Origin of the sequence: Buttiauxella gaviniae ATCC 51604 (genome assembly GCF_001654835.1) — a bacterium.
Classification (GTDB): domain Bacteria; phylum Pseudomonadota; class Gammaproteobacteria; order Enterobacterales; family Enterobacteriaceae; genus Buttiauxella; species Buttiauxella gaviniae.
In genome coordinates this window covers 23078-47696 of sequence record NZ_LXEP01000011.1, presented here as the reverse complement: position 1 = coordinate 47696, position 24619 = coordinate 23078, and the positions used below count along the sequence as shown (strand labels likewise).

At 49.1% G+C, this 24619-nt stretch carries 28 protein-coding genes and 5 tRNA genes; 13 read left to right on the top strand and 20 right to left on the bottom strand.

Going from position 1 to position 24619, the window contains the following annotated elements:
• The first annotated feature begins 209 nt into the window (after positions 1 to 209).
• The 10 genes from csrA to luxS all read left to right on the top strand — a co-directional run bounded on the left by csrA (position 210) and on the right by luxS (position 5036).
• The gene (gene csrA / locus M977_RS06415; protein WP_013574027.1) at positions 210 to 395 is read left to right on the top strand and encodes a carbon storage regulator CsrA; all 186 of its coding nucleotides are present in this window, start codon (positions 210 to 212) and stop codon (positions 393 to 395) included.
• Between the two features lie 325 nt (positions 396 to 720).
• Positions 721 to 813, top strand: a tRNA-Ser gene (locus M977_RS06410).
• A gap of 4 nt (positions 814 to 817) precedes the next feature.
• Positions 818 to 894: transfer RNA gene (locus tag M977_RS06405), tRNA-Arg, on the top strand.
• A 197-nt stretch (positions 895 to 1091) separates the two neighbouring features.
• Positions 1092 to 1168, top strand: a tRNA-Arg gene (locus tag M977_RS06400).
• A gap of 64 nt (positions 1169 to 1232) precedes the next feature.
• A tRNA-Arg gene (locus M977_RS06395) sits at positions 1233 to 1309 on the top strand.
• Between the two features lie 64 nt (positions 1310 to 1373).
• Positions 1374 to 1450: transfer RNA gene (locus M977_RS06390), tRNA-Arg, on the top strand.
• Between the two features lie 163 nt (positions 1451 to 1613).
• The gene (gene yqaB, locus M977_RS06385; protein ID WP_034457436.1) at positions 1614 to 2180 is read left to right on the top strand and encodes a fructose-1-phosphate/6-phosphogluconate phosphatase; all 567 of its coding nucleotides are present in this window, start codon (positions 1614 to 1616) and stop codon (positions 2178 to 2180) included.
• Complete coding sequence (locus M977_RS06380) at positions 2177 to 2605, top strand: YqaA family protein (RefSeq protein WP_064513286.1); 429 nt, start codon at positions 2177 to 2179, stop codon at positions 2603 to 2605. Before yqaB ends, M977_RS06380 begins: the two co-directional genes overlap by 4 nt.
• A gap of 204 nt (positions 2606 to 2809) precedes the next feature.
• Positions 2810 to 4366, top strand: coding sequence for a glutamate--cysteine ligase (gene gshA / locus M977_RS06375; RefSeq protein ID WP_064513538.1), 1557 nt, complete (start codon positions 2810 to 2812; stop codon positions 4364 to 4366).
• 154 nt (positions 4367 to 4520) lie between these two features.
• Positions 4521 to 5036 carry an S-ribosylhomocysteine lyase gene (luxS, locus tag M977_RS06370; protein ID WP_064513284.1) on the top strand — a complete coding sequence of 172 codons (516 nt, stop codon included), beginning with the start codon at positions 4521 to 4523 and terminating at the stop codon, positions 5034 to 5036.
• A gap of 77 nt (positions 5037 to 5113) precedes the next feature.
• Here the strand turns inward: luxS and emrB are convergent, their stop codons facing one another.
• The 14 genes from emrB to M977_RS06300 form a co-directional block, all read right to left on the bottom strand.
• Positions 5114 to 6652 (bottom strand): multidrug efflux MFS transporter permease subunit EmrB, encoded by a 1539-nt coding sequence (emrB, locus tag M977_RS06365; protein WP_064513282.1) that lies wholly within the window; start codon positions 6650 to 6652, stop codon positions 5114 to 5116.
• A gap of 15 nt (positions 6653 to 6667) precedes the next feature.
• Positions 6668 to 7840, bottom strand: a complete 1173-nt coding sequence (emrA, locus tag M977_RS06360; protein ID WP_064513280.1) for a multidrug efflux MFS transporter periplasmic adaptor subunit EmrA — start codon at positions 7838 to 7840, stop codon at positions 6668 to 6670.
• Between the two features lie 134 nt (positions 7841 to 7974).
• On the bottom strand, positions 7975 to 8505 hold the full coding sequence (gene mprA / locus M977_RS06355; RefSeq protein WP_064513278.1) for a transcriptional repressor MprA: 531 nt from the start codon (positions 8503 to 8505) through the stop codon (positions 7975 to 7977).
• Between the two features lie 85 nt (positions 8506 to 8590).
• On the bottom strand, positions 8591 to 8932 hold the full coding sequence (ygaH, locus tag M977_RS06350) for an L-valine transporter subunit YgaH (RefSeq protein WP_064513276.1): 342 nt from the start codon (positions 8930 to 8932) through the stop codon (positions 8591 to 8593).
• Positions 8929 to 9669 carry an AzlC family ABC transporter permease gene (locus tag M977_RS06345; protein ID WP_064513275.1) on the bottom strand — a complete coding sequence of 247 codons (741 nt, stop codon included), beginning with the start codon at positions 9667 to 9669 and terminating at the stop codon, positions 8929 to 8931. Before M977_RS06345 ends, ygaH begins: the two co-directional genes overlap by 4 nt.
• A gap of 124 nt (positions 9670 to 9793) precedes the next feature.
• Positions 9794 to 10969: an MFS transporter gene (locus M977_RS06340; RefSeq protein WP_064513273.1), complete on the bottom strand. Its 1176-nt coding sequence runs from the start codon at positions 10967 to 10969 to the stop codon at positions 9794 to 9796.
• Positions 10970 to 11137: 168 nt separating this feature from the next.
• Complete coding sequence (gene proX / locus M977_RS06335) at positions 11138 to 12130, bottom strand: glycine betaine/L-proline ABC transporter substrate-binding protein ProX (protein WP_064513271.1); 993 nt, start codon at positions 12128 to 12130, stop codon at positions 11138 to 11140.
• 55 nt (positions 12131 to 12185) lie between these two features.
• Positions 12186 to 13265, bottom strand: a complete 1080-nt coding sequence (gene proW, locus M977_RS06330; RefSeq protein ID WP_064513270.1) for a glycine betaine/L-proline ABC transporter permease ProW — start codon at positions 13263 to 13265, stop codon at positions 12186 to 12188.
• Entirely contained in the window at positions 13262 to 14461 is a 1200-nt protein-coding gene (proV, locus tag M977_RS06325) for a glycine betaine/L-proline ABC transporter ATP-binding protein ProV (protein WP_064513268.1), read from the bottom strand. Before proV ends, proW begins: the two co-directional genes overlap by 4 nt.
• A 433-nt stretch (positions 14462 to 14894) precedes the next feature.
• Positions 14895 to 15857: a class 1b ribonucleoside-diphosphate reductase subunit beta gene (nrdF, locus tag M977_RS06320; protein ID WP_064513266.1), complete on the bottom strand. Its 963-nt coding sequence runs from the start codon at positions 15855 to 15857 to the stop codon at positions 14895 to 14897.
• A 9-nt stretch (positions 15858 to 15866) separates the two neighbouring features.
• A complete protein-coding gene (gene nrdE / locus M977_RS06315; RefSeq protein ID WP_064513264.1) occupies positions 15867 to 18014 on the bottom strand; it encodes a class 1b ribonucleoside-diphosphate reductase subunit alpha in 2148 nt (715 codons plus the stop codon).
• Entirely contained in the window at positions 17987 to 18397 is a 411-nt protein-coding gene (gene nrdI, locus M977_RS06310; protein WP_064513262.1) for a class Ib ribonucleoside-diphosphate reductase assembly flavoprotein NrdI, read from the bottom strand. The genes nrdE and nrdI overlap by 28 nt, the downstream gene beginning before the upstream one ends.
• Positions 18394 to 18630 carry a glutaredoxin-like protein NrdH gene (gene nrdH / locus M977_RS06305; protein ID WP_064513260.1) on the bottom strand — a complete coding sequence of 79 codons (237 nt, stop codon included), beginning with the start codon at positions 18628 to 18630 and terminating at the stop codon, positions 18394 to 18396. The genes nrdI and nrdH overlap by 4 nt, the downstream gene beginning before the upstream one ends.
• Before the next feature lie 224 nt (positions 18631 to 18854).
• Positions 18855 to 19286 carry a carboxymuconolactone decarboxylase family protein gene (locus M977_RS06300; RefSeq protein ID WP_064513258.1) on the bottom strand — a complete coding sequence of 144 codons (432 nt, stop codon included), beginning with the start codon at positions 19284 to 19286 and terminating at the stop codon, positions 18855 to 18857.
• A gap of 131 nt (positions 19287 to 19417) precedes the next feature.
• Here M977_RS06300 and pdxR point away from each other — a divergent pair, with 131 nt between their 5' ends.
• Positions 19418 to 20749, top strand: a complete 1332-nt coding sequence (gene pdxR / locus M977_RS06295) for a MocR-like pyridoxine biosynthesis transcription factor PdxR (protein WP_064513536.1) — start codon at positions 19418 to 19420, stop codon at positions 20747 to 20749.
• Between the two features lie 105 nt (positions 20750 to 20854).
• Here the strand turns inward: pdxR and M977_RS06290 are convergent, their stop codons facing one another.
• Positions 20855 to 21181 (bottom strand): ElaB/YgaM/YqjD family protein, encoded by a 327-nt coding sequence (locus M977_RS06290; RefSeq protein WP_034457412.1) that lies wholly within the window; start codon positions 21179 to 21181, stop codon positions 20855 to 20857.
• A 160-nt stretch (positions 21182 to 21341) separates the two neighbouring features.
• Between M977_RS06290 and M977_RS06285 the strand changes: the two genes are divergently transcribed.
• A complete protein-coding gene (locus M977_RS06285) occupies positions 21342 to 21683 on the top strand; it encodes a DUF2002 family protein (RefSeq protein WP_064513255.1) in 342 nt (113 codons plus the stop codon).
• Positions 21684 to 21721: 38 nt separating this feature from the next.
• Here M977_RS06285 and alaE read toward each other — a convergent pair whose 3' ends face one another.
• Complete coding sequence (alaE, locus tag M977_RS06280) at positions 21722 to 22177, bottom strand: L-alanine exporter AlaE (RefSeq protein ID WP_064513254.1); 456 nt, start codon at positions 22175 to 22177, stop codon at positions 21722 to 21724.
• A 334-nt stretch (positions 22178 to 22511) separates the two neighbouring features.
• Between alaE and M977_RS06275 the strand changes: the two genes are divergently transcribed.
• The gene (locus tag M977_RS06275; RefSeq protein WP_064513252.1) at positions 22512 to 22799 is read left to right on the top strand and encodes a DUF2623 family protein; all 288 of its coding nucleotides are present in this window, start codon (positions 22512 to 22514) and stop codon (positions 22797 to 22799) included.
• 45 nt (positions 22800 to 22844) lie between these two features.
• Here the strand turns inward: M977_RS06275 and M977_RS06270 are convergent, their stop codons facing one another.
• The 4 genes from M977_RS06270 to M977_RS25790 form a co-directional block, all read right to left on the bottom strand.
• The gene (locus tag M977_RS06270; protein ID WP_064513250.1) at positions 22845 to 23024 is read right to left on the bottom strand and encodes a hypothetical protein; all 180 of its coding nucleotides are present in this window, start codon (positions 23022 to 23024) and stop codon (positions 22845 to 22847) included.
• Positions 23025 to 23107: 83 nt separating this feature from the next.
• Positions 23108 to 23632 carry a rhodanese family protein gene (locus M977_RS06265; protein ID WP_064513248.1) on the bottom strand — a complete coding sequence of 175 codons (525 nt, stop codon included), beginning with the start codon at positions 23630 to 23632 and terminating at the stop codon, positions 23108 to 23110.
• A 455-nt stretch (positions 23633 to 24087) separates the two neighbouring features.
• Positions 24088 to 24312, bottom strand: a complete 225-nt coding sequence (locus M977_RS25795; protein ID WP_245163489.1) for a hypothetical protein — start codon at positions 24310 to 24312, stop codon at positions 24088 to 24090.
• Positions 24313 to 24321: 9 nt separating this feature from the next.
• Positions 24322 to 24594: an FHIPEP family type III secretion protein gene (locus tag M977_RS25790; protein ID WP_064513246.1), complete on the bottom strand. Its 273-nt coding sequence runs from the start codon at positions 24592 to 24594 to the stop codon at positions 24322 to 24324.
• Between the last annotated feature and the right edge of the window lie 25 nt (positions 24595 to 24619).

The window sequence follows — 24619 nt, the reverse complement described above, 5'->3', positions numbered from 1 at the left end:
GGTTATGGCGTCTTCTTAATCTGCACACACTCAATAATGATAAAGTCAGGTTAAAGTTGCGTATATCGGCTAGACTTAGTCATATCAGAAGGTAATGTTGTGGTCATTGACAGTTTATGTGTTTGTCACCACTTACTTTTTGGCGTATATGATGGAGAATGCCGGGATACAGAGAGACCCGACTCTTTTAATCTTTCAAGGAGCAAAGAATGCTGATTCTAACTCGTCGAGTTGGTGAGACCCTCATGATTGGGGATGAGGTGACCGTGACAGTGCTTGGGGTAAAAGGTAACCAAGTTCGTATTGGTGTTAATGCCCCTAAGGAAGTTTCTGTTCACCGTGAAGAGATCTACCAACGTATCCAGGCTGAAAAATCGCAACAAACGAGTTACTAAAGTTACTGCGTCTCGCTAATCACTAGCGAGACGCTTCCTTTAGCGCACCCTTTTCTTCGCTTTATCCCGCAATACTCCCTTCATTTCTCGTTATCCCCATAATTTCTTATTCATCCCGAACGCTTCCTTTTAGCTATTACCCTTATCCTGCCTGTTGATAAAACACTCTTTTTGCTGTCAATTCGGCCTTATTGTGCGTGAAGTGTGCAATTGATTATTAGTTGGGAAAAATTGTTTGACTTATAAGTGCAGGAAAGTAATATGTGCGCCACGCAGTGCCGATGAGCAGAAACAAGTTCAACGGTACACCTCGAAAGAGGCGTGTGGTGAGGTGGCCGAGAGGCTGAAGGCGCTCCCCTGCTAAGGGAGTATGCGGTCAAAAGCTGCATCCGGGGTTCGAATCCCCGCCTCACCGCCATTTTGCACCCATAGCTCAGCTGGATAGAGTACTCGGCTACGAACCGAGCGGTCGGAAGTTCGAATCTTCCTGGGTGCACCATTCTTCCTACTACCATTTTGCGCCGGTAGTGTTCCAAAGAAAGTTAATTTCTTAAGGAGCGACAGGGAGAAAAACGTTGCTTTAGCAACGGCCCGTTTGGGCAAGCACCGTGAGTAACTCTCAGGATGCACCATCTAGTTTGATGTTGTTTAGAACAACAAACAGCATTAAGTCAGCAGTAAAAGAAGTAATCCTGTGCACCCATAGCTCAGCTGGATAGAGTACTCGGCTACGAACCGAGCGGTCGGAAGTTCGAATCTTCCTGGGTGCACCATTCTTCTTCAATATTACGGCAAGTTCAGTAATATTGAGACAGAAGTCAAAAGCAGTACCTCGATGCACCCATAGCTCAGCTGGATAGAGTACTCGGCTACGAACCGAGCGGTCGGAAGTTCGAATCTTCCTGGGTGCACCATTCTTCTTCAATATTACGGCAAGTTCAGTAATATTGAGTCAGAAGCAAAAAGTAGTACCCCGATGCACCCATAGCTCAGCTGGATAGAGTACTCGGCTACGAACCGAGCGGTCGGAAGTTCGAATCTTCCTGGGTGCACCATTTTCTCCCCAAGTTTTACCTCCTGAATTTCAAAAACAAAATCCCCTATAATGCCATATTTACCCATTAGTCACCTTCTGAACCATCTCAATTACAAATAAGCGACAATATTATTGGTTTACGATAAAGTAACGCCTCAATATTGAGTGATGTGAGGGATGAGATGTACGAACGTTACGAAGGTCTAATTTTCGATATGGACGGAACCATCCTCGATACCGAACCTACACATCGCAAGGCGTGGCGTGAGACGCTGGCAGGCTATGGCATGCAGTTCGACGAACAAGCAATGGTTGCGTTGAATGGTTCACCTACCTGGCGTATTGCGCAGGCAATTATCGAACTCAATCGTGCAGATCTTGACCCTCATCGTCTGGCGCAAGAAAAAACGCAGGCCGTTAGAGCTATGCTTCTTGATACGGTGCGCCCACTTCCCCTTATTGATGTAGTCAAATCCTGGCATGGGCGTCGCCCAATGGCTGTGGGTACGGGCAGTGAAAGCGATATCGCCGAAGCGCTGCTCAACCATTTAGGCTTACGTCAGTATTTCTCTGCTGTTGTTGCCGCAGACCATGTCAAAAATCACAAACCCGCTCCCGATACTTTTTTGCTGTGCGCTGAATTAATGGGCGTCGCACCAAATAAATGTGTGGTGTTTGAAGATGCAGATTTTGGCCTGGAAGCTGCAAGAGCGGCGGGAATGGATGGCGTGGACGTCCGTTTGCTGTGAGTGAAGGACTATCACTTTTTTCATTATTTACCAGTAGCTTTCTAAGCGCTACGTTATTGCCAGGAAGTTCCGAAGTGGTGCTGGTAGCACTATTAGTTGCAGGCTCTGGCCCAACCTGGTTACTCATCTTAATAGCAACAATGGGTAATAGCCTTGGTGGCTTAACTAACGTTATTCTGGGGCGTTTTTTTCCATTGCGGGAACAATCGCGCTGGCATGGGAAAGCGACTGGCTGGCTGGTACGTTTCGGACCGGCAACATTATTACTCAGTTGGATGCCGTTAGTCGGCGATCTGCTGTGCCTGTTGGCTGGCTTATTACGAATGAGCTGGGGACCGGTAATCTTTTTTTTATGCCTTGGTAAAGCGCTTCGCTATATCGTTGTAGCGGCTGCAACGGTTCAAGGCATGGCGTGGTGGCACTAATTGCATGGACTGATATACCTATTATCTTTCTAGCTGCAGGTGTGTTGGCTGCAATCGCAAACCCCAGTCACTTACTCTAGTAAGCTTCTGGTGATTTGCTCTCTTGCCGCCTTCCTGCAGCTCGAAATCTAAAGGGTATAATTATCATCGCCATTTAAAACAATTATGCTTAATAAAAATGAATTCGACAGGCGGGAGGTCAATTTGATCCCGAACGTATCACAGGCGCTGGCCTGGCTGGAACAGCATCCTCAGGCAGTTAAAGGTATTTGTCGTGGTCTTGAGCGTGAAACGCTGCGAGTCACACCAGATGGTCAGTTGGCAACAACGGGCCACCCGGAAAGCCTTGGTTCAGCGCTGACACATAAATGGATCACGACTGATTTCGCGGAAGCGCTACTGGAGTTTATTACTCCAGTTGATGGTGATATCGACCATATGCTGACATTCATGCGCGATCTCCATCGCCATACAGCCCGTGAACTGGGTGATGAGCGTATGTGGCCGCTGAGCATGCCGTGTTATATCAACGATGGTCAGAATATCGAGCTGGCGCAGTATGGCTCGTCCAACAACGGGCGTTTTAAAACGTTATACCGCGAAGGTTTGAAAAACCGTTACGGTGCGTTGATGCAGACTATTTCGGGTGTGCACTACAACTTTTCGCTGCCGCTGGAGTTCTGGCAGGCGCGTCTGGGTGTTGAAGATGCTGAAAGCGGCAAAGAAGCGATTTCCGCCGGATATTTCCGCCTGATTCGCAACTATTACCGTTTTGGTTGGGTTATCCCATATTTGTTCGGGGCATCGCCGGCGATTTGTTCTTCCTTCCTGCAAGGGAAAGAAAGCGCACTGCCATTTGAAAAAACCGAATGTGGCATGAATTACCTGCCATATGCGACTTCATTGCGACTGAGCGACTTGGGCTACACCAATAAATCCCAGAGTAACCTTGGTATTACGTTTAACGATCTGGAGACTTATGTCGCCGGGCTGAAGCGCGCGATTAAAACGCCATCGGAAGAGTATGCACAGATGGGCGTTGAGAAAGATGGCAAGCGCCTTCAAATCAACACCAACGTGCTGCAAATTGAAAATGAACTCTATGCACCTATTCGCCCTAAACGCGTTACAGGGCCGGGTGAGTCGCCTTCTGATGCATTGATGCGTGGCGGGATTGAATATATTGAAGTGCGTTCACTTGATATCAATCCGTTCTCACCAATTGGTGTTGATGAGCAGCAGGTTCGTTTTCTCGACCTGTTCATGATTTGGTGTGTGCTGGCTGATGCGCCTGAAATGAGCAGTGACGAATTGCTTTGCACCCGCACAAACTGGAATCGTGTGATTCTGGAAGGCCGCAAACCAGGCCTGACACTGGGTATAGGTTGTGAAACCGCGCAGCATCCGCTGGCTAAAGTGGGCAAAGATTTGTTCACAGATTTACGCCGTGTAGCCGAAACGCTGGATGGTATTGCGGGCAATAGCGAATATCAGGACGTTTGTGATCAGCTGGTAGCCTGTTTTGACGATCCGGAATTAACGTACTCGGCACGCATTCTGCGGTCTATGATTGATAATGGCATTGGCGGAACCGGGCTTGCGTTGGCTGAGCAGTATCGTCAGATGCTGACACAAGAGCCGCTGGAGATTTTGACGGAAGACGTGTTGCAGAAAGAACATGATGCTTCATGGCAGCGCCAGCGAGACATCGAAGCCAGTGATACCGAGCCGTTTGATGTGTGGCTTGAGAAACACGCTTAGTAGAAAAGAAAAAGGCCACAATCAGTGTGGCCAAAATATACATCTCTGAATCAGGGATGATGATAACAAATGCGCGTCTTTCATATACTCAGAGTAGTGTGAGAAAGAATGGTTCATTTTATTTTAAAAAAAATCACTTATCGGAGGTGATCAGATGCCGTTGTTGGATAGCTTCACAGTTGACCATACCCGCATGGGCGCACCAGCAGTGCGTGTAGCGAAAACGATGCATACGCCTCATGGCGATACTATCACTGTATTTGATCTGCGTTTTTGCATCCCGAACAAGGAAGTGATGCCAGAAAAAGGTATTCATACTCTTGAACACCTGTTTGCTGGTTTTATGCGTGACCACCTGAATGGAAATGGCGTAGAGATTATTGATATTTCACCAATGGGCTGCCGCACGGGCTTCTACATGAGCCTGATTGGTGTGCCTGATGAGACGCGCGTTGCCGATGCATGGAAAGCGGCAATGGAAGATGTGCTGAAGGTGAAAGAGCAAAACCAGATCCCAGAGCTGAACGTTTATCAGTGTGGCACTTACCACATGCACTCGCTGGAAGAAGCGCAAGATATCGCCCGTCATATTCTTGAGCATGGCGTAAGCGTAAACAGCAACGAAGAACTGGCTCTGCCGAAAGAGACACTCAAAGAGCTGCATATCTAGTTCTGATTAGGCGTAAGCGCCAATAGCAAAAAGGGGCCAATCGGCCCCTTTTGTATTTCTGACACATTCTTTCTGACTTAGTGCGCTCCGCCACCACCACCACCGGCACCAAACGGTGGTCTGGCAAACCAGATTAGACCCAGCAACAGAATAAATATTCCTGCAGAAACCCAGAAAATCTCATTGGCTGAGATAATCAGCCCCTGATTGGTAATCTGCTGCGCAATATAGCCAGAGGCTTGTTGCGGCGACATCCCCAGATTTTCCAGTTTTGAATACATCTCCTGCGCATTCGGGTTAAACGGTGAAACGGACTCCGTTAACTGCGAATGGTGTAACGCCTCGCGGTTAGTCCACAGCGTCGTGGTTATCGATGTACCAATCGAACCGGCAAGGGTTCGGGTAAAGTTCGACAAACTCGATGCAGCCGCCATACGCTCAGGCGGTAGCCCGGAAAGCGTAATTGTCGTCAGTGGCATAAAGAAACATGCCACGGCGAAGCCCTGAATAAACTGCGGCCAGGCCGACGCGCCGAAATCCATTCCCGGCTCGAAGGTATATGCACGCCAGTAGAAACAGACGGCGTACATAATAAAGCTGAACGTCACCAGCCGTCGCATATCGAGCTTATGAGCAAAACGCCCGATAATCGGCGACAGCAATACAGGAAGAAGTCCGACCGGTGCCGATGCCAGACCTGCCCAGGTTGCCGTGTAGCCATACACCTCCTGCAACAGCTGCGGCAGCAACACAATTGCGCCGAAGTAGAGCATGTAAGCGAGACTGATACACAAGCAACCAATGGTGAAGTTTCGCGACTTAAACAACGACAAGTCGACTATCGGGTTGTCGTCCGTTAGTTCCCAGACAATCAAGAAACTTATCGTCACCACCGCGACGATTGTCAGAACGACCACTTCCGTTGAGTTAAACCAATCCAACTCTTTACCGCGGTCGAGCATGATTTGCAGGCTACCAATCCCCACCACCAGCAGCGCAAGGCCTATGGCATCAATACGGCGCTGCTCGGTTTTGGTTTCACGGCCACGCAGCGTTTGCAGCGTTAGCAGAACCACCAGCGCGCCGATCGGCACGTTGATAAAGAAGATCCAACCCCAGTGGTAGTTATCACTGATAAAACCACCGAGAATTGGCCCACAAATCGGCGCCACGATAACCGTCATCGACCACAGCGCCAGCGCGATACTTCGCTTAGCAGGCGGGTAGTTATTGAGCAGCAGGCTTTGCGAAAGCGGAATCAACGGCCCGGCAACGATCCCCTGGATAACGCGGAAGAAGATCAGCATCTCCAGACTTTTGGACACGCCGCAAGCCCATGAAGCCAGCACGAACAGAATCGTCGACCACATAAACAACTTCACTTCACCAAAGCGCTTAGCAAGCCACCCGGTGATAGGAATTGAGATGGCGTTGGCCACCCCAAATGAAGTGATAACCCAGGTCCCCTGGCTCAGAGACGAGCCAAGGTTACCGGCAATGGTCGGAATGGCCACGTTGGCGATGGTAGAATCCAGCACCTGCATAAAGGTCGCCAATGACAAGGCGATGGTCATGATGACCAGCGGTGCCCCTTCTAGCGGTTTTTGTTGTGCCATACAACCTCCGCTTTGTTAACCCGCATTGGCCTGGATGATGTTATTAATCAGCTCATTAGCAGGTGCCAGGTTAAGTTCGCGCGCGTTACTTTCATACACCGGAGAGTGACGCGTCTCGTTAGCCAGAATACTGCCTTCACGGTTGCTGGTATCCACGGTAACTAATGTGGATAGACCAATACGTAGCGGATGTTCTTGAAGTTGCTTCGCATCAAGCTCAATACGTACTGGCAGGCGCTGAACGACTTTGATCCAGTTGCCGGTAGCGTTTTGCGCCGGGAGCAGTGAAAACGCGCTGCCGGTGCCCATGTCCAGGCCTACGACCTTGCCAGTGTATTCAATTTTGTCGCCGTAAATATCACTGACAACCGTTGCAGGTTGGCCGATACGTATATGCGCAAGCTGCGTCTCTTTAAAGTTCGCATCGACCCACAAACCACTTGCTGGCACGATAGCCATCAGAGGAGTTGTTGGGCTTATTTGCGCACCAACCTGAACAACGCGGCGTGAAACATAGCCGGTCATTGGGCTGACAATTTTGGTGCGGGCTAGCGCCATCCATGCGTTACGCAACTCGGCAGCCGCTTGTTTAACACTTGGCTGTTCTTCGAGTTTGCTACCCAGAACCATGGCCTGGTTTGCATTGTATTGTTGAATGGCAACATCCAGTTGCGCTTGAGCCGTCGCGACGGCATCTCGGGCGTGTTGCAATTCTTCACGGCCAATCAGGTTTGCGTTACCCAAAGGTACGCGGCGATTAAGGTCGCTTTGAGCTTGAGCAAGCGAAGTCTTTTGCAGCTCAATATTGGCCTGCAACTGCTTACTATTAATCATTAACTGACGTGTCTGACGTACGCTTGAAGCCAGCACGGTTTGTGCCTGCTCAAAAGCTTGCTCAGCGTCAGCCTGGTCTAACGTTACCAGAACATCGCCCTGTTTAACGAAGTCGGTATTTTCAGCCCAAACTTTGGTTACGCTTCCGGAAACCTGGGACATTATCTGTACCTGATTACCGGCCACATACGCATCATCCGTATTTTCGTAGTGACGTAACACCAAAAACCAATAAATCCCATATGCCACAGCAATAATTACAAACAGCAAGGTCAACACAAGTAAGGCACCTTTACGTTTGCCTTTCTTGTTACCCGGCTGTTGCGGGGTTTGAGTCTCCGCATGTGCGCTCATGCTTATCTCCACACTTTTTTATTATAGTGATCGGCTGAGCCGACCTGTTAGACCCAACAGGCCAGCAAGGTGAGTTGCTGGCCTGTCGGTATTCATCTTTTTTGGGGTATTACGATTTCACGCGATGACAGCACTTAGCGCACGGCTTCAAGTACAGTCTGGTTTTCGTCCATTTCATCAAGGCGGGTCAGCAGTTTGCGGGTAATATTTTCCAACTGCTCTTTCTCCGTACCGCTCAGCGCAGACCACAGCTCATGCAGGCAGTGGTGTTGCGGCGGTAACACCTGACGTATGAATTCCTGACCTTTTTCGGTCAAATGCAGATGCAGGCAGCGGCGATCGTTATCGCTTTCACGGCGTTCAATCCAGCCACGCTTTTCCAGCTCATCGGCAATTCGGGTCGCGTTGGTTCGAGAAGAACCTAAAGCACAGCTTAGTTCAGAAGGCTGGATGCTATGGTTTTCCTGAGATTCAAGAGTGATCAACGCCATAAATAGCGTCTCGTTAATGCCCTGAGCTTTCAGCATCTTATTGCGGTTTTCCAAAAGCTTGCCTTGCATGTGCATGCACAGGCGCGTCAGAAGGACTTCCTGGTATGGGAATTCTTCGTAGCGTTTGGCGCGAAATTTTAGCATTTGTTCAATGGGCGTAAACGAACTATCCATTTTGGCATAACCTCATTAGTTGCGGTCGATATAATAACGATGGTGACAAATAAAGTAAATGTATTGTTTATACGTTTTTTAATCGTCAGACGGCGATCACCATCATGAGTTTCCAGGTTAATCCATAACCCAGAGCACTTAATAACGTCGGGATAATAATGCTGCGAGTTTTATAAAAGCTCAGCCCGAGAATGATAAAGCCCATAAGCGTTGGGACCAGACGCTGCGCATCGTGCATGATCTCAGGCACACTTGAGACCACCAGCAGGGCGCAAATTGATGCAATGCCAATACTATCTAGCAGCACGCCTGTCGCACCAAGTTTGGATGGACGTGTCGAATTTGCCCTGATTCGCAGAGGCAAATAACGGAACAGGTAGTTCGCAAGCCCGACCAGCAGACCCAGCAAAAGTACTTGTGTACTCATCCCGGTTCTCCTTGATAAAACGCCTGCACTAACGCCGCCAGGCATCCACACGCAATGCCTGCAAAAATCGCAGCAGGAATCGAAATCAGCGTGACGCCCAATAGTGCACCAGCAAGCGATGCGGTCACGATCCAGGATTGCTTACGCTGGAATGACGCCAGCAAGAAGCTCAGAAATAGGGCTGGCAGCATAAAACCTAGCGCTGCTTCTACTGCCGGGAAGTTATCCAGCAAGCCATTTCCGGACCAGGAACCCAGCGCTGTACCCAGAATCCATGAAAACCAGGAGCTGAATGCGATACCGATCATCCAGTTTTCGCTCCAGCGACGATTATCACGGACCAGTTTTGCTGTTGCGGCAGCAAACACTTCGTCGGTCAGGCCAAAGGCCCAAATCGCGGTTTTAGGTTTACTTAACTGGTGAGTGATTCGTTGGCGCAGGGAAGGGCCGTATAAGACGTGGCGCACATCCATTGCCATTACTGTTAATGCTGCCACCCATAGCGAGCTACCCGCAGCCAGCAATGCGGTAATAACAAACTGGCTAGCGCCTGCATAAATAATGCAGGAGAAAAATAGACTTTCGAATGGGGTAAATCCTAGCTTTGTGGCATTCAGCCCAAACGCGAATGCTACCGGGATATAACTGATGACAATCGGTAAACTGTCTTTCAGCCCTTCAACCCAGGTAGCATCATTTTGGTTAGTATTTAAGTGATCTGTCGCAGGACTATCCATATTAACTATTTATCTATTTCTGACGTTAATGTCACTCGAATGAACAAACAGGGATAACCTTAACAGACTGGTACGACCCTTAATACCCCAAATTATTCAAGGGGAATGTAAAGGATTAGAGCCATCACGGCTGACGGTGATAGCCACGCCACCACACTACTAAATTTAGTAGGGCGATGATGGCACCTGCTGCGCAAACGCCATTCCATCCAGCATGTTGATATGCACTGGCAGAAATGACTGAACCTGCGGCGCCACCAATAAAGTAGCTGGTCATGTAACCGGCGGTTAAGCGATTTCGTGCATCCGGCATCATGCGATAGATAACGGTTTGGTTAGTGATATGCACACCCTGAACCGTTAAATCCAGCACCAGAATGCCAATGATTAGCGCGATGACTGAATACTGCCCCATTGCGGTCGCAATCCACGACAGCAGCAGCAGCACCAGCCCAATGGTTGTGGTGAGATGTGCTTTACCTTTATCTGCAAATCCACCCGCCGGACGTGCACCCAGCGCACCCGCTGCACCCGCGAGGCCAAACAGGCCAATCATCCCATCCGAGAAGTTAAATGGCGGCGATGCCAGCAGAAATGCCATTGATGTCCAGAGGATACTGAAGTTGGCAAACGTCAGGCAGCCCAATAATGCGCGAGTACGCAATAGAGGGTTTTTGATAAACAAGCCGAATACAGAGGACAGTAACTGCGGATAATTCAGATGAGTTTCAGTCTTCACTTTCGGCAAGCCGCGCCACAGGGCTAAAGCCATCAAAACCATGAGCACACTGGCAACCCAGTAAACGGTACGCCAGCCACCAAGACTTGCCAGCAGCCCGGCAACTGTACGTGCAAGCAAAATACCGAGCAGCAGGCCACTCATAATCGTGCCAACCACTTTGCCGCGCTTTGCAGGTTCAGCAAGCGTTGCTGCAAGCGGCACCAGAATTTGTGCAACGACCGAGAACAAGCCGGTGAGTGCAGTGCCAAGAATCATCATCCATAACGTCTGGCTCAGCGCGACAATCACCATGCCGCCTGCGGCAAGCAGCGTCATAAAGACAATTAACCCGCGGCGCTCGAACATATCGCCTAGTGGCACCAGCAACAACAAACCTGCGGCATAACCCAGTTGTGCGGCGGTTACAATAAATCCGGCCTGGTTAATCGAAAGGGAAAACGCATTAGCGATGGTATCGAGTAGCGGTTGCGCGTAGTAGTTACTGGCAACGGCCAAACCCGTGGCAATAGACATCAGGACGATAAGCGCGGGGCTAAGTCCAGGGGGGGTATTTTTCATTGTTATTCTTCAACTTGCGATGATGGTGCGGGAATAATAACGAAAATTAACGTAAGCAGGAGTCGGATTGTGCGGTTTGTTTTGGTAGGAATACCCTCTCCAGGCAGGAGAGGGTTAGGTTTTCACCTTCTCCTGAAGAGAAGGCCGGTCTCAGATTAATACAAAGGCTTACTTAGCGGCTAAAGCTTCTTTCACCCAGCCATCAAACTGCGCCTGGTGTGCTTTAATCCAGCCATCAACGTGGCCCTGAATATCTGCTTCTGAGGATTTACCGTTATGCATCATCGCATTCTCGGCATTGATATCCGCCAGTGGCAGTTTCATCAGGCTAAACAGTTTCGCTGCCTGCGGGTTTTTCTCGGCCCAGGCTTTGTTTGCCACGATATGCATGGTGTTCACTGGGAAACCATAGTTCGCGCCATTCGGCAGTTTGGTGTCGATATTCTTTTGCTCACCCGGCAAGGACGAGAACGGCACCTGCAACCACACCACATCTTTCCCAGGTTTGAGCACATCGCTCACCCAGTATGGCGTCCAGGTGTAATACAGCACCGGTTTGCCTTCTTTATAACGTGCAATGGTATCCGCCATCATCGCTGAATAATTACCGTGGCTAACCGTTACCGTATCGGCCAGCTTATAGGCTTCGTTCTGATGGTTAATCACCGCTTCACAACCCCAACCCGGCGTACAACCCATCATGTCGGCTTTGCCATCGTTGTTGCTGTCGAACAGTTTGGCAATCTTCGGATCTTTTAGCTGCTCAACGTTGGTGATGTGGTATTTATCTGCGGTCTTTTTATCGATGAGATAACCCTGCGCCGCGCCGGTCACATACGTGCCTTCGCGATAAAACTTGTTACTGCCACCCGCAGCGGCATACATATCGTCATGCAGTGGCTGCCAGTTCACTGCGGTAAATGTGGCATCGCCAGAGGCAATCGAGGTGTAACCCACGTTGTAATCCACTTCGCTTGCCGTATTTACGGTGTAACCCAGTTTTTCAAGGGCACGGCTGACAAGCTGTGTCTGGAAGGATTCTTCAGAAATGGTGCTTTGAATTGGCTGAACCGTAATGCCTTTACCCGGCAAGTCAGCGGCAAAAGTGCTGGTGGTAACGAGTGTGGCAAGAGCTGTCGCGAAAAGAGTCGTGTGTCGCATCGTTATTCCTATTTTTGGTGATGGGGCATGAGGCGGCACGCATGCCGCCACAGGCTTATTTAATGAAGGGACGGGTCAAGAGACCAATTGGGCCGGTATTGAACCAGCGGCGGTTGCCACGGCTGCGCGAATCGCGGCCAATGGACTGAGTTAAGCGGTCGAGAATAATGGCAAGAATGACAATGCCGACGCCGCCGACGGTCGCAAGACCCATATCGAGGCGGCCAATACCGCGCAGAACCATCTGGCCCAGGCCACCAACGGCAATCATCGAGGCGATAACCACCATCGAAAGTGCCAGCATCAGTGTCTGGTTAACGCCCGCCATAATGGTCGGCATCGCCAGCGGTAACTGAACCTTGAACAACATCTGGCGCGGGCTTGCGCCAAAAGAACGCGAGGCTTCAATTAGATCTTCCGGCACCTGCTTAATACCCAGAATCGTCAGGCGCACAATTGGTGGCAGGGCAAAGATAATCGTCACTACCACACCTGGCACGTTACCGATACCGAACAGCATTACGATTGGCACCAGATAAACAAACGCTGGAGTGGTTTGCATCGCATCCAATAGGGGGCGAATTATTTTTGCTGCCCGTTCGCTGCGTGCCAGCCAAATCCCCAGCGGCAGGCCGATTATCATGCAGAACATCAGGGCCGTCAGTACCAGCGCCAGCGTCACCATAGCTTGTGACCAGGCACCAATCGCGCCAATCGCTACCAGCGAAATCAACGTTGCGATACCCATTCCCAGGCTCGACATCTGCCAGGCAATCAGCGCAAACAGAATGATGGCAACCGGTGCTGGCATCCCCAGCAAGAAGTGCTGGAAGCCACTGAGGATATAATCCACCGGCACGCGAATGCCCTGAAACACCGGGCGGAAGTGTGTCACCACCCAGTCGATGCCGTGAGTTACCCAGCTATCGAGTGGGATCAGCGTCTTATGGAACGGATCCAGAATGTTAAAATGTTCTGGCTGTGGCGCAGGAGCTGAATTCAGCCAGTCTGCACTGCCACTTGCCGCAGGCGTGGATGCCGCCTGGCTTCCCCACGCATCAGCAGTTGCAGCGGCATGGTTGGTTGTTGTGTCGGCAGCCGCACTGCCGGTATCCCACGGATTTGCTTCACTCATTGACTTACCCCCTCACGATCTAACGCCTGGAGCAGCACCCCTTTTGAGATGATACCCACGTACTGACTCTCTTCACCTATGACTGGAACCGCGCACGGAGCCTGGCCTACATGGGTGAGCAGATCGCTTAGTGACGTATCAGCGGAAACTGCCGCCGGAGATTCGAGGTAAGCATTATCCAGACCCTGACCAGCAGCCAACGCCGCTTTCAGTGAGTCAGTCGATACAATACCGAGGAATTTTTGCCCGCGTTCGATGACATAACCGAATTCACGATCTTCGTCTTGCAGCAATTTCAGCGCAGAACGAGGGCCAAAACCGGCGGTTTTACGCAGCAGGCCAGCAGGGCTTCGGCGGGCAATATCTTTGGCGCTAAATACCTGACTAATATCCACACCTCGGAAGAAGGTGCGTACATAATCATTTGCCGGATTATTGAGAATTTCATCCGGTGTGCCGACCTGTATTACTTCACCACCTTGCATAATGGCAATTCGGTCGCCAATACGCATTGCTTCATCTAAATCGTGGGAGATAAATACAATGGTACGTTGGTGTTTAGCCTGCAATTTAATTAATTCATCCTGCATTTCAGTACGAATTAATGGATCGAGTGCGGAGAAGGCTTCATCCATCAATAATATATCTGGATTAATTGCCAATGCGCGGGCTAAACCAACACGTTGACGCATACCGCCAGAAAGCTCATCAGGATAAGCGTGGGAATAATTTTCAAGCCCTACCTGACGCAATGCATCAAGAGCTTTTTCCTGACGTTCTTTTAACGGAATTCCCGCTAATTCCATGCCGAAAGCAGTGTTATTTAACACCGTCATATGGGGCATCAGAGCAAATGACTGGAATACCATTGAGATCTTGCTCTTACGCACTTCACGCAGTTGTGCGTCTGATATCTTAGCGATGTCTACACCATCAATCAGTACCTGCCCACGGGTTGGTTCAATCAGGCGATTGAGAAGGCGAACCATGGTGGATTTACCGGAACCCGATAACCCCATGATGACAAAAATCTCGCCTTCTTCAATTGCCAGACTGGCGTCTTTTACGCCAAGCGACAGCCCTGTTTTTTCCAGTAATTCGGCTTTTGAAATACCCTTTTCAATATATTTAAATGCGCGCTGTGGGTGCTCACCAAATACCTTATATAAATTCTTCACTTCAAGTTTAATTGCCATGCAATAAAGTTATTCCTGTATTTATATATTTATACACAATTCCTGATGGAAATATTCACTGCATATACCCTAACATACTCAGAATCTGAGACAACCCTCGATTTCTGATATATCCAATATCCGCGCGGCTTGAGTGGGCAGAATTTCCCATAAGTAAAGGGCTGAGAGCAAATCAGAGAAAGATGATATTTTTTGTAAGCGAAGGCGAAATTTGCCTGAATAGCGTGATATTCAGGCGGAAATGTAAACAGCGATTTTGTAGTGTTGACTGAAAATATCAACGCCAGAAATGTGCGGTTTATTTGGCTTAATTTACAATAAGAAACCAAAATAATTCGCGTTGCAGAAAGGCGACAAAGCCGCAAGTCCCCAGGAGCATAGATAACTATGTGACAGGGGGGCGCGGGTGCAGTCAACGCACCTGCGGCTGTTTTTAGAAATCCCAGTCTTCGTCTGTAGTTTCCACCGCTTTCCCCATTACATACGATGAGCCAGAACCCGAGAAAAAGTCGTGGTTCTCGTCCGCATTGGGGGAGAGTGCTGCCAGTATCGCTGGGTTCACCTCTGCCATTTCAGGCGGGAATAGCGCGTTGTAACCCAGGTTCATTAATGCCTTATTCGCGTTGTAGCAAAGAAAGGCTTTCACCTCTTCCTGCCAACCCACATCACCGTAAAGCGCATCGGTATAAGCGACTTCGTTATCGTAAAGATCCATCAGCAAATCGAGGGCAAAGTTTTGCAGCTCGGTCTGGCGCTCAATGCTTTGCTGCGCCAGCACTTTCTGGAATTTGTAACCGATATAATAACCGTGCACCGCTTCGTCGCGGATAATCAGGCGAATCAGGTCAGCCGTGTTAGTTAATTTGCCACGGCTCGACCAGTACATCGGCAAATAAAATCCAGAATAGAAGAGGAAAGACTCCAGAAATACGCTGGCAATTTTCTTCTTCAATGGATCATCGGCGTGGTAATGAGCGAGGATAATTTGCGCCTTACGTTGTAGTGGCGGGTTTTCTTCGCTCCACGCATACGCCGCATCAACATCTTTAGTCTGGCAAAGCGTTGAAAAAATCGAGCTATATGAGCGGGCGTGCACCGCTTCCATAAAGCTCACGTTAGACAAAACGGCTTCCTCATGCGGCGTAATCGCATCATTCATTAATACCGGTGCGCCAACCGTATTCTGAATAGTGTCCAGCAGAGTCAGCCCGGTAAACACGCGGATAGTCAGTTGCTGTTCTTCATCGCTGAGCGATTGCCAGGCCGGAATATCATTCGACAGTGGGATTTTCTCCGGCAACCAGAAATTGCTGGTCAGGCGATTCCACACTTCGAGATCTTTCTCATCCTCGATATTGTTCCAGTTGATGGCACTTACCCGGGTTAACTCAGTCATGATTTCTCCTTATAAAGCGCAGGACACACAGCCCTGCACCTCCGTTCCATCCAGTGCCATCTGGCGCAAGCGAATGTAGTAGAGCGTCTTGATGCCTTTTTTCCAGGCATAAATCTGCGCTTTATTAATGTCACGAGTGGTGGCGGTATCGCGGAAAAACAGTGTCAGCGATAAACCTTGATCAACGTGGCGAGTGGCTTGCGCATAGGTGTCGATAATTTTTTCCGGGCCGATATCGTAGGCATCCTGGTAAAACTCCAGGTTGTCGTTAGTCATAAACGGAGCCGGATAATAAACACGACCGATTTTGCCTTCTTTGCGAATCTCGATACGTGAGACTATCGGGTGGATGCTTGATGTTGCGTGGTTGATATAAGAGATCGAACCCGTCGGTGGGACAGCCTGCAAATTCTGGTTATACAGGCCGTATTCCATCACGTCGTCACGCAACTGTTGCCACTCTTCGCGGCTGGGAATAGCGACCCCGGCTTTGGCAAATAACGCGCGCACCTTCTCGGTTTTTGGCTGCCAGCTTTCTTGCAGATATTGGCGGAAATATTCGCCATTCGCATAACTTGATTGCTCGAAACCTGCGAAGCGCTGTTTGCGTTCTCGTGCCAGTAAATTTGATGTGCGAACTGCATGCCAGGTCACGGTATAAAAATAGAAATTGGTAAAATCCAGACCTTCTGGCGAGCCGTAAGGAATACCTTCACGCGCCAGATAACCATGGAGATTCATTTGGCCGAGGCCGATGGCGTGTGACGCGGCGTTTCCTGCTTCAATCGACGGTACTGAGCGAATGTGGCTCATATCGGAAACCGCTGTTAGCCCGCGAATTGCGACTTCGATAGTCTCGCCAAAATCGGGGGAATCCATGGTATGGGCGATATTCAGTGAGCCGAGATTGCAGGAAATATCTTTACCTGTTTGTTGGTAATCGAGGTTTTCGTCGTAAGTAGAAGGGCTATTAACCTGCAAGATCTCTGAACACAGGTTGCTCATATTAATACGCCCGGCAATCGGGTTGGCGCGATTTACCGTGTCTTCAAACATGATGTACGGGTAACCAGACTCAAACTGGATCTCGGCCAGTGTCTGGAAGAAATCACGCGCATTAATAAAGGTTTTGCGAATACGCTCGTCCGACAGCATTTCTTCGTAAAGTTCGCTGACGGCAATATCACCAAATGGCTTGCCGTAAATACGCTCGACATCATAAGGCGAGAATAACGCCATCGGCTGGTTATCTTTCGCCAACTGGAAAGTGATATCCGGGATCACCACGCCAAGCGAGAGCGATTTGATGCGAATTTTTTCATCAGCATTTTCGCGCTTGGTGTCGAGAAAACGCAAAATATCGGGATGATGGGCGTGAAGATAAACCGCGCCCGCGCCCTGGCGCGCACCGAGCTGGTTGGCGTACGAAAACGCATCTTCCAGCATTTTCATCACTGGAATAACACCGGACGACTGGTTTTCGATGCGTTTAATCGGCGCGCCAACTTCACGCAAATTGGAGAGCAGGAAAGCTACGCCACCGCCACGTTTCGAAAGCTGCAATGCGGAATTTACCGCGCGGCCAATCGACTCCATATTGTCTTCAATTCGCAGCAAGAAGCAGGACACCAGTTCGCCGCGCTGCATTTTCCCGCAGTTCAGAAAAGTGGGCGTGGCAGGCTGGAATCGGCCGCTGAGCATCTCATCCATCAATTGCATGGCGAGGTTTTCGTTACCCTGCGCCAGTGTTAACGCCACCATGCACACACGGTCCGGGAAATGTTCCAGATACTCTTTACCGTCGTAAGATTTCAGGGTGTAGCTGGTGTAATACTTCCAGGCGCCGAGAAATGTCTGGAACTGGAAACCACTGTTCAGCGCCTTCTCAAACAACGTGACGACAAAACGACTGTCATAGCGTTGTAGCACGGCATTGTCGTAATAACCTTCAGCCACAAGATAGTCGAGGCGAGCTTGCTGGTGGGGAAACTGGCGCGAACGGGGTAGCACATGTTGTTTATGGAATTGCTCTACCGCCAGCTTATCTTTCTCAAACTGGATATGGCCTTCGGAATCATAAAGATTCAACATGGCGTTGAGTGCGTGATAATCCGCGCTTTCCGTCGCCATTACGCTGATAGCTTCTGTCGTTGCCAAAATTCTTTGACTCCCTTACGCACGTTTTCAATATCTTGCTCGGTGCCGAGTAACTCAAAACGATAGAGATACGGTACCTGGCATTTCTGGGCTATCACGTCGCCCGCCCGGCAAAATCCTTCGCCGAAATTACGATTACCGCTGGCAATCACACCGCGCAGTAACGAGTGATTCGTCGGATTATTTAAAAAACGAATGACCTGGGCCGGTACGGCGCCGGCAATTCCGCCACCGCCGTAGCTTGGCACTATCAAAATATAAGGCTCTGGAACAATCAGCCGCTGTTTGAAATCCAGCGGAATGCGCAGCGCGGGTAATTCCAGGCGTTCGACAAAACGCAGAGTATTTTCCGAGGTGCTGGAGAAGTAGACGAGATGACTCATGCAGTCGCCAGGTTGCGCAGACGGTTGATCATATCCGGCCGGAATCCGCTCCAGCTCTCTTGTTCTGTGACCACAACCGGCAACTGGCGAAAACCAAGGGCGCGTAATTCGTCGGCGGCTTCCGGGGTTAAATCGAGATTAATCAGTTCGTAAGTGAACCCACGGCTTTCGATGGCGCGTTTAGTTGCGTGGCACTGAACACAGTCATTTCGAGTGTATATGATAATGCGCATGATTCTTATTCTCTCTGTTGTTGAGAATATGAATACTAGATGTGGGTAATAAAATAATCAACCATACAAGATATAGTATTTTTCGATAAGGACAGCAAAGGTGATGAGCGGGGAAGGTTGCGGGCAAAAAAGAATTTTTAGGGTGGATTAGCGTTAGCGAAATCCACCACTATTGTGCGGGTGTCGGGTGTCGGGTGTCGCTGTGCTAATCCGACCAGAAAAAACTACATACGCATACTGATTGCCAGGCGGTTGAACGCATTCATCAGGCTTGCAGTGAAAGTAAGATCGCTAATCTCTTGTGCGGTGAAGAATTGCAGCAACGGTTGGTACACTGCATCTTCTGCACCACCTTCGGTAATTAAGGTTATTGCTTCGGCCCAGGCCAGTGCCGCGCGCTCTTTATCACTGAAGTGATTACTCACTTTCCAGCCCGCCAATGCATCTAGCTTGGTCTGGTCTACGCCATCTTTGCGCAGTGCTTTTGAGTGCATCTCCAGGCAATAGGCGCAGCCGTTAATTTGCGAGACGCGCAGGAAAACAAGTTCAATCAGGGTCGAGCCGAGCGAGCTTGATTCCAGGCCTTTCAGTGCCTGAAGCATAGGCTTAAATACGGCTGGGGAAAGGTCGTAATAAGGCTGGCGTAATTCAATCATGGGGCAATCCTCGTGTTGGTGTACGGGCAATTTAGCACTATGATGGACTACTAAAGAGAGCCATAAATTAACTAATAAAGCAGGCCATAATGGCAAGGTCGATTGAACCCGTAGTGAGTGCTCACCATTCGATACCGCGTTACCAGCAAATCGCGCGACAGCTTAAGCAGGCAATCAGTGATGGCGAGCTGGTTGCCGGAAGCCGTTTGCCGTCAAGTCGCACCATGGCGCTGGAACTTGGGGTGGCCCGGGCAACAGTGGAAAATGCCTACGGGGAGCTGGTTGCGCAAGGGTGGCTGGAAAGACGTGGCCAGGCAGGGACCTTTGTCAGCTTGTCGGTGACGAAAGGCGCAAATAACCCCGAGACGACAACCAGCCAACCGCAAGGTACGCCACGTCCGTTCCAGGTGGGTTTACCCGCGCTGGATGCATTCCCGCGCGCATTGTGGGCACGAATTATGGGACGGCGCTTACGTCTGCAAACACGCTACGATTTAGTGTTACCCGAAGCGAATGGGGAATCGACATTACGCCAGGCCATTGCCGATTATTTGCGTTTCTCACGCAGCATCGACTGCCACCCGGAGCAGATCTTCATCACCGCAGGTTTTCAGGCTGCAATGAGGCTAGTTGTGCATGCGCTTGCCAAACCTGGTGACGGAGTCTGGCTCGAAGATCCCGGTTATCGCTATGTACGCCCGGTATTTTCAGAAGCGGGGATGGCATTACATCCGGTGCCGGTCGATGGTGAAGGGATGCAGATTGATTATGGTATTAACCATTTTCCCGATGCGCGTTTTGCACTTTTGACCCCGGCTCATCAAAGCCCGCTGGGTGTGGCTTTATCCATAACTCGCCGTCGCCAGTTGCTTGATTGGGCTGCGACAAATCATAGCTGGATTATTGAGGACGATTACGACAGTGAGTTCCGCTACCACGGAAAACCGCTGCCGCCGATAAAAAGCCTCGATGGTCCGCAGCGCGTTATCTATGCCGGAACGTTCAGTAAATCTTTGTTTCCCGCTTTACGCGTCGCCTGGCTGGTGGTGCCGCAACAGGAGGTTGAGGCATTTTCACAGCACACACATTTCCTGCCATGTACTGCCCCATTGTTGATTCAACAAACCATTGCAGATTTCCTGCGCGAAGGGCATTTCTGGCGGCATCTGAAAAAGATGCGTTTGTGCTACAGCGAGCGAAGAGTATGGCTGGAGAATGCTCTGCAACAACAGGGGTTTGATGTCGTCCCACAGGCAGGAGGCATTCAACTGGTGATGCGCGTAAAGGGTGATGACCGTGTTCTGGTGGCTAAAGCTCGCGATGCAGGGCTTGCGGTACAAGCATTAAGTGACTGGCGAATGGTGACAACAGGGGAAGGGGGAATATTGATGAGTTTTACTAATCTCACCTCACAAGCGATGGCGTTAAAAGCCGCGAAACAGCTACGCGATGCGATTAGCTGAAATCAAATTGCCAACAAAGACGCAGCTTGAGGAATTACGGATATAAAAAACCCCGGAAGTGGCTCCGGGGTTAGACGCATATTTATTATCACTACACTTTTCGGATTATCGACGGGAAGCTAATAAAGCCCCGATGAAAATACCTACAGCGGCGCTGATACCCACGCTCTGCCATGGTTTATCTCGTACATATGTATCGGCACAACCTACCGCATCACAAGCGGCCTGTTTTACGCGGGTGCGACCATGAAGGCGGGCTCTTGTCTCTTTAAGCAGAGACTCCGCTTTTTTGCGGGCAGCTTCCCCTTCTTCTTTAACATCGCTACCGAACGATTTAAGAACCTCTTCCAGCGTGTCAGCCAGTTGGTTCACGTCACGGTTAATATCATCAACGCCTTCGTCTACATCATTTCGATTTACGCGGTTAAACATTGGTTTCTCCCTTTTTGCGATGTACTACTCAGTGTAGACCATAATTTTTAGTAATGAGTCAGTTCACTCTCTTTCACCGTCTTTATGGACTAATCTGAAAGCGTTGCTAATGCTGGTTATTGTAAGGTTGCGCTGCAATAGAAGATGACGAGGAAAAAATATGTATTTACGACCTGATGAGGTGGCCCGCGTTCTTGAAAAAGCCGGTTTTACCATGGATATAGTGACACCGAAAACCTACGGATACCGGCGTGGGGAAAACTACGTTTATGTAAATCGTGAGGCGCGGATGGGGCGAACAGCTTTGATCATTCACCCCACGTTAAAAGAACGAAGCCAGACACTGGCAGAGCCTGCGACAGATGTAAAAACCTGCGATCATTATCAGCAATTTCCACTCTATCTGGCTGGTGAAACCCATCAGCATTACGGTATTCCGCATGGATTTAGTTCACGTGTCGCCCTGGAACGTTACTTGTCTGGCTTATTTGGCGAGCACTAATTCGAATGAGGCGTTGTTGGGTTCACACCTCAACGCTATCACACCTCTGCTTTTGCGCTTCGATAACCGCTGATACGGAATAAACGACGGCAATAATCAAGAAAATAGCCATACGCAGCACCCATAAGCATCGAGACGATAATATTTGAACTTACCGCCGCGACTATTTGATTCCAGTCTGCTCCAACCGACCACAAAATAGCGACGTACACAGGTGACTGGAAAGTCACGTAAGCCAGTACATCGGCGAGATTTTTCGCCCAACTGGCCTGGCTATAGCGTTTGGTAAAACGCATAAATGCATCACGGTAAAAACCGTATGGCCAGGCAATCAGAATGTTTACGGGAATGGCGACCAGGCGCGAAGAGAGTGATTGCTCAAAACTCATGCCTGAGAGAAAGATTTCAATCATCATGTTCACAACCGAGCAATACACTACCATCGCAAAAGTATCTGCGACTGCATGGCGCAGGCGTGACTCAGGAGAAAACATTATTCTAACTCCGCATGATAATTAGCGATATACACTGCCATTGAGTGCTAATGGCAGTGCTAATAAATGATTTGTTTATGTCGGCTAGATTATATCCCTGCTTGCAATTCGACAATTAGTGATAAATTTTTATTTAAAGGCATTTTGTCAATAAAATCCGCTAAATGAGACATATCAGACAGAGTTTCCTGATTTTGTCGTTTGGCTATTAATTTTTCATTTAAAATCATTATCTTAAATTTTTCATGCATAGCCTCAGTTTTAAGGCTACCCAGGGCCTGAAAAATCGTTATATAATTTATTATATAACGATGTGATCAACAGGAGCATTCAAGTGGATAATCATTTTGGAAAGGGATTGATGGCAGGGCTGAAAGCCCGTGAAGCTGACAGTGTCACCAGGGTGACTCGCTTTTGCTCGGACTACAAACGCGGGTTTGTGCTGGGGTTTAGCCATCGTATTTCAGAACAAACGGGCGACCGCCAACGGGCTGCATGGGAAGCTGGGGTCTTGACTCGTCGCTACAACCTCGACAAAGAACTGGTGGCTGATTTTTTCAAAGAAGTGAATGCTGATACTGCAGTGAAATGCTTTTTTGCAGGTTATGAAAGAGGTTACTGAGAATAGTTTTTCGGCGGGCAAAATAAGACCCGCCTGAGATAAGCATTAGCAAACGCCAAAATCGTCATCTTCTTTATACAGCGCAACGTCTTCTGCCTTTAAGGTGACTGTTTCGCCTGTCAAAATGTTTCTGGGCGTACAGAACAGAGTATCTCCCTGAACATCCAGAACTTCATATTTTGGGCCGCCTTTTTTGGGCTGCACCAGATCGCCTGCTTTGAACATAGTTTTCCTCTTTCAACGAAGATAAATAGACAACGTCTATCGTTAACCATAGCCCAAAGCGGCAGGATAGATGTCGATTTAACCTAACGTTTGTTCCACGGCATTTTTTCTAGCAGACGTGCCATGCCACAAAAGCCGCTTATACCTGCAAAGAGCAAACCTGCACCCACAAATCCTGAAAGTAAGAAGAAACCCGGATGTACTGCATAACCCAGCACTACGCCTGCAAGCACCAACGTACCCGCAGCAATTTGTACCTGGCGCATCAAAGGTAATGGTTGTGATTTATCCGCCAGAATTTCCTGCCCGCCTTTCTTCCAGGCATCCAACCCACCAGTAAGGATCAAAACTTTCGCCGGAGCCACAGCATCAGCCAACTTTTGGGCATTTTGCGTTGTGCGCATGCCGGATTGGCAATGAAAAATCACGGTATCGAAAGGGTCGAATGGGCCAAGGCGGTCACCGTTTTCGATGGCCGAAAGCGAGAGTAAATGCGCTTCAGGGATATTCTCACGCGCATGTTCATCCCGCTCGCGGATATCAATCAACGCGGCTCCTTGAGCGACCAGAATTTTGGCCTGTGCGGGGGAAATAGTCTCGATAGTCATGTTGTTCCTATTGGCAATAGAGTGCTTTTACTGAGTTAAGGAGACGATAAAACAAAAAAGAATGCACGGTTTTTTAGAGGTTTTTGATCGGCGGATAACGATGAAGAGGTACATAAATATGAAAATATAGGACTTGACCTGGATACTATGAGTGCTGCTTTGAAAAGTGTAATAGTGCCTTTTGACGGGAAGTTTTAGTCACCATCAAATAATGACGTTCCTCAAGTGCTTATCTATACAATTTGCAGCGTGCATGATTATTTATATTATCTAACTTTCCTTGGTCGTATATGTATCAGAGAGGTAATTGGTTATCTTTATAGAGGGTTAGCTATGATGGCCCAAATGCAGGACCTGAAAAGAATATATAATCTGGCAATCAAATCTTCTGCCAATTTAAATAACTGCAGACTCAAACGATTATAAAGATATGTGATGTTGTCGTAATTAAATAACTAAGACAAGTAATTACGCGCGATATTATTGACGTTATTTGCGACGACCTTTGCACAATCCAGCTCCTGATAACCCAGATTCAACGCTTTCGTTTTTTGCTCCGATAATAGCCGGGCAATCGCCATACTATAGGCAGGGTATGTATCCAGCATGCCATCGGTTTTGCCGTAGAGTTCCGCGGAGGAATTGCGTGTTAATTTCAGTACTGATGTCGTTATCGTCACACTCGCGGGTCACAATAATTGTGCGGCAGCAGAAAGTAGCAGAGAAGGAATTTGCGCGACCAGACTATCACCGATGAACAGCAAAACATACTGTTTGAATGAGTGGCCAGCATCGAGGTTATGGGCAAATACGCCGAAACAGATAACGCCGATGCTGTTGATTATCGCGATAACAAACATCATGGAACTGACGACTAAGTTAACGCCTATAACCACTTGGCCAACAGCTTCAATCACTTTACCGACGGCACCTTCGCCTTCGTGATTATGCAATAACACCACACGGGTAGCACTGCTTGCTATTTTA

Coding starts and splice junctions, on each gene's coding strand:
- csrA (WP_013574027.1), top strand. CDS start 210: ATGCTGATTCTAACTCGTCGAGTTGGTGAGACCCTCATGATTGGGGAT.
- yqaB (WP_034457436.1), top strand. CDS start 1,614: ATGTACGAACGTTACGAAGGTCTAATTTTCGATATGGACGGAACCATC.
- luxS (WP_064513284.1), top strand. CDS start 4,521: ATGCCGTTGTTGGATAGCTTCACAGTTGACCATACCCGCATGGGCGCA.
- emrB (WP_064513282.1), bottom strand. CDS start 6,652: ATGGCACAACAAAAACCGCTAGAAGGGGCACCGCTGGTCATCATGACC.
- emrA (WP_064513280.1), bottom strand. CDS start 7,840: ATGAGCGCACATGCGGAGACTCAAACCCCGCAACAGCCGGGTAACAAG.
- mprA (WP_064513278.1), bottom strand. CDS start 8,505: ATGGATAGTTCGTTTACGCCCATTGAACAAATGCTAAAATTTCGCGCC.
- ygaH (WP_064513276.1), bottom strand. CDS start 8,932: ATGAGTACACAAGTACTTTTGCTGGGTCTGCTGGTCGGGCTTGCGAAC.
- M977_RS06345 (WP_064513275.1), bottom strand. CDS start 9,669: ATGGATAGTCCTGCGACAGATCACTTAAATACTAACCAAAATGATGCT.
- M977_RS06340 (WP_064513273.1), bottom strand. CDS start 10,969: ATGAAAAATACCCCCCCTGGACTTAGCCCCGCGCTTATCGTCCTGATG.
- proX (WP_064513271.1), bottom strand. CDS start 12,130: ATGCGACACACGACTCTTTTCGCGACAGCTCTTGCCACACTCGTTACC.
- proW (WP_064513270.1), bottom strand. CDS start 13,265: ATGAGTGAAGCAAATCCGTGGGATACCGGCAGTGCGGCTGCCGACACA.
- proV (WP_064513268.1), bottom strand. CDS start 14,461: ATGGCAATTAAACTTGAAGTGAAGAATTTATATAAGGTATTTGGTGAG.
- nrdF (WP_064513266.1), bottom strand. CDS start 15,857: ATGACTGAGTTAACCCGGGTAAGTGCCATCAACTGGAACAATATCGAG.
- nrdI (WP_064513262.1), bottom strand. CDS start 18,397: ATGAGTCATCTCGTCTACTTCTCCAGCACCTCGGAAAATACTCTGCGT.
- nrdH (WP_064513260.1), bottom strand. CDS start 18,630: ATGCGCATTATCATATACACTCGAAATGACTGTGTTCAGTGCCACGCA.
- M977_RS06300 (WP_064513258.1), bottom strand. CDS start 19,286: ATGATTGAATTACGCCAGCCTTATTACGACCTTTCCCCAGCCGTATTT.
- M977_RS06290 (WP_034457412.1), bottom strand. CDS start 21,181: ATGTTTAACCGCGTAAATCGAAATGATGTAGACGAAGGCGTTGATGAT.
- M977_RS06285 (WP_064513255.1), top strand. CDS start 21,342: ATGTATTTACGACCTGATGAGGTGGCCCGCGTTCTTGAAAAAGCCGGT.
- alaE (WP_064513254.1), bottom strand. CDS start 22,177: ATGTTTTCTCCTGAGTCACGCCTGCGCCATGCAGTCGCAGATACTTTT.
- M977_RS06270 (WP_064513250.1), bottom strand. CDS start 23,024: ATGTTCAAAGCAGGCGATCTGGTGCAGCCCAAAAAAGGCGGCCCAAAA.
- M977_RS06265 (WP_064513248.1), bottom strand. CDS start 23,632: ATGACTATCGAGACTATTTCCCCCGCACAGGCCAAAATTCTGGTCGCT.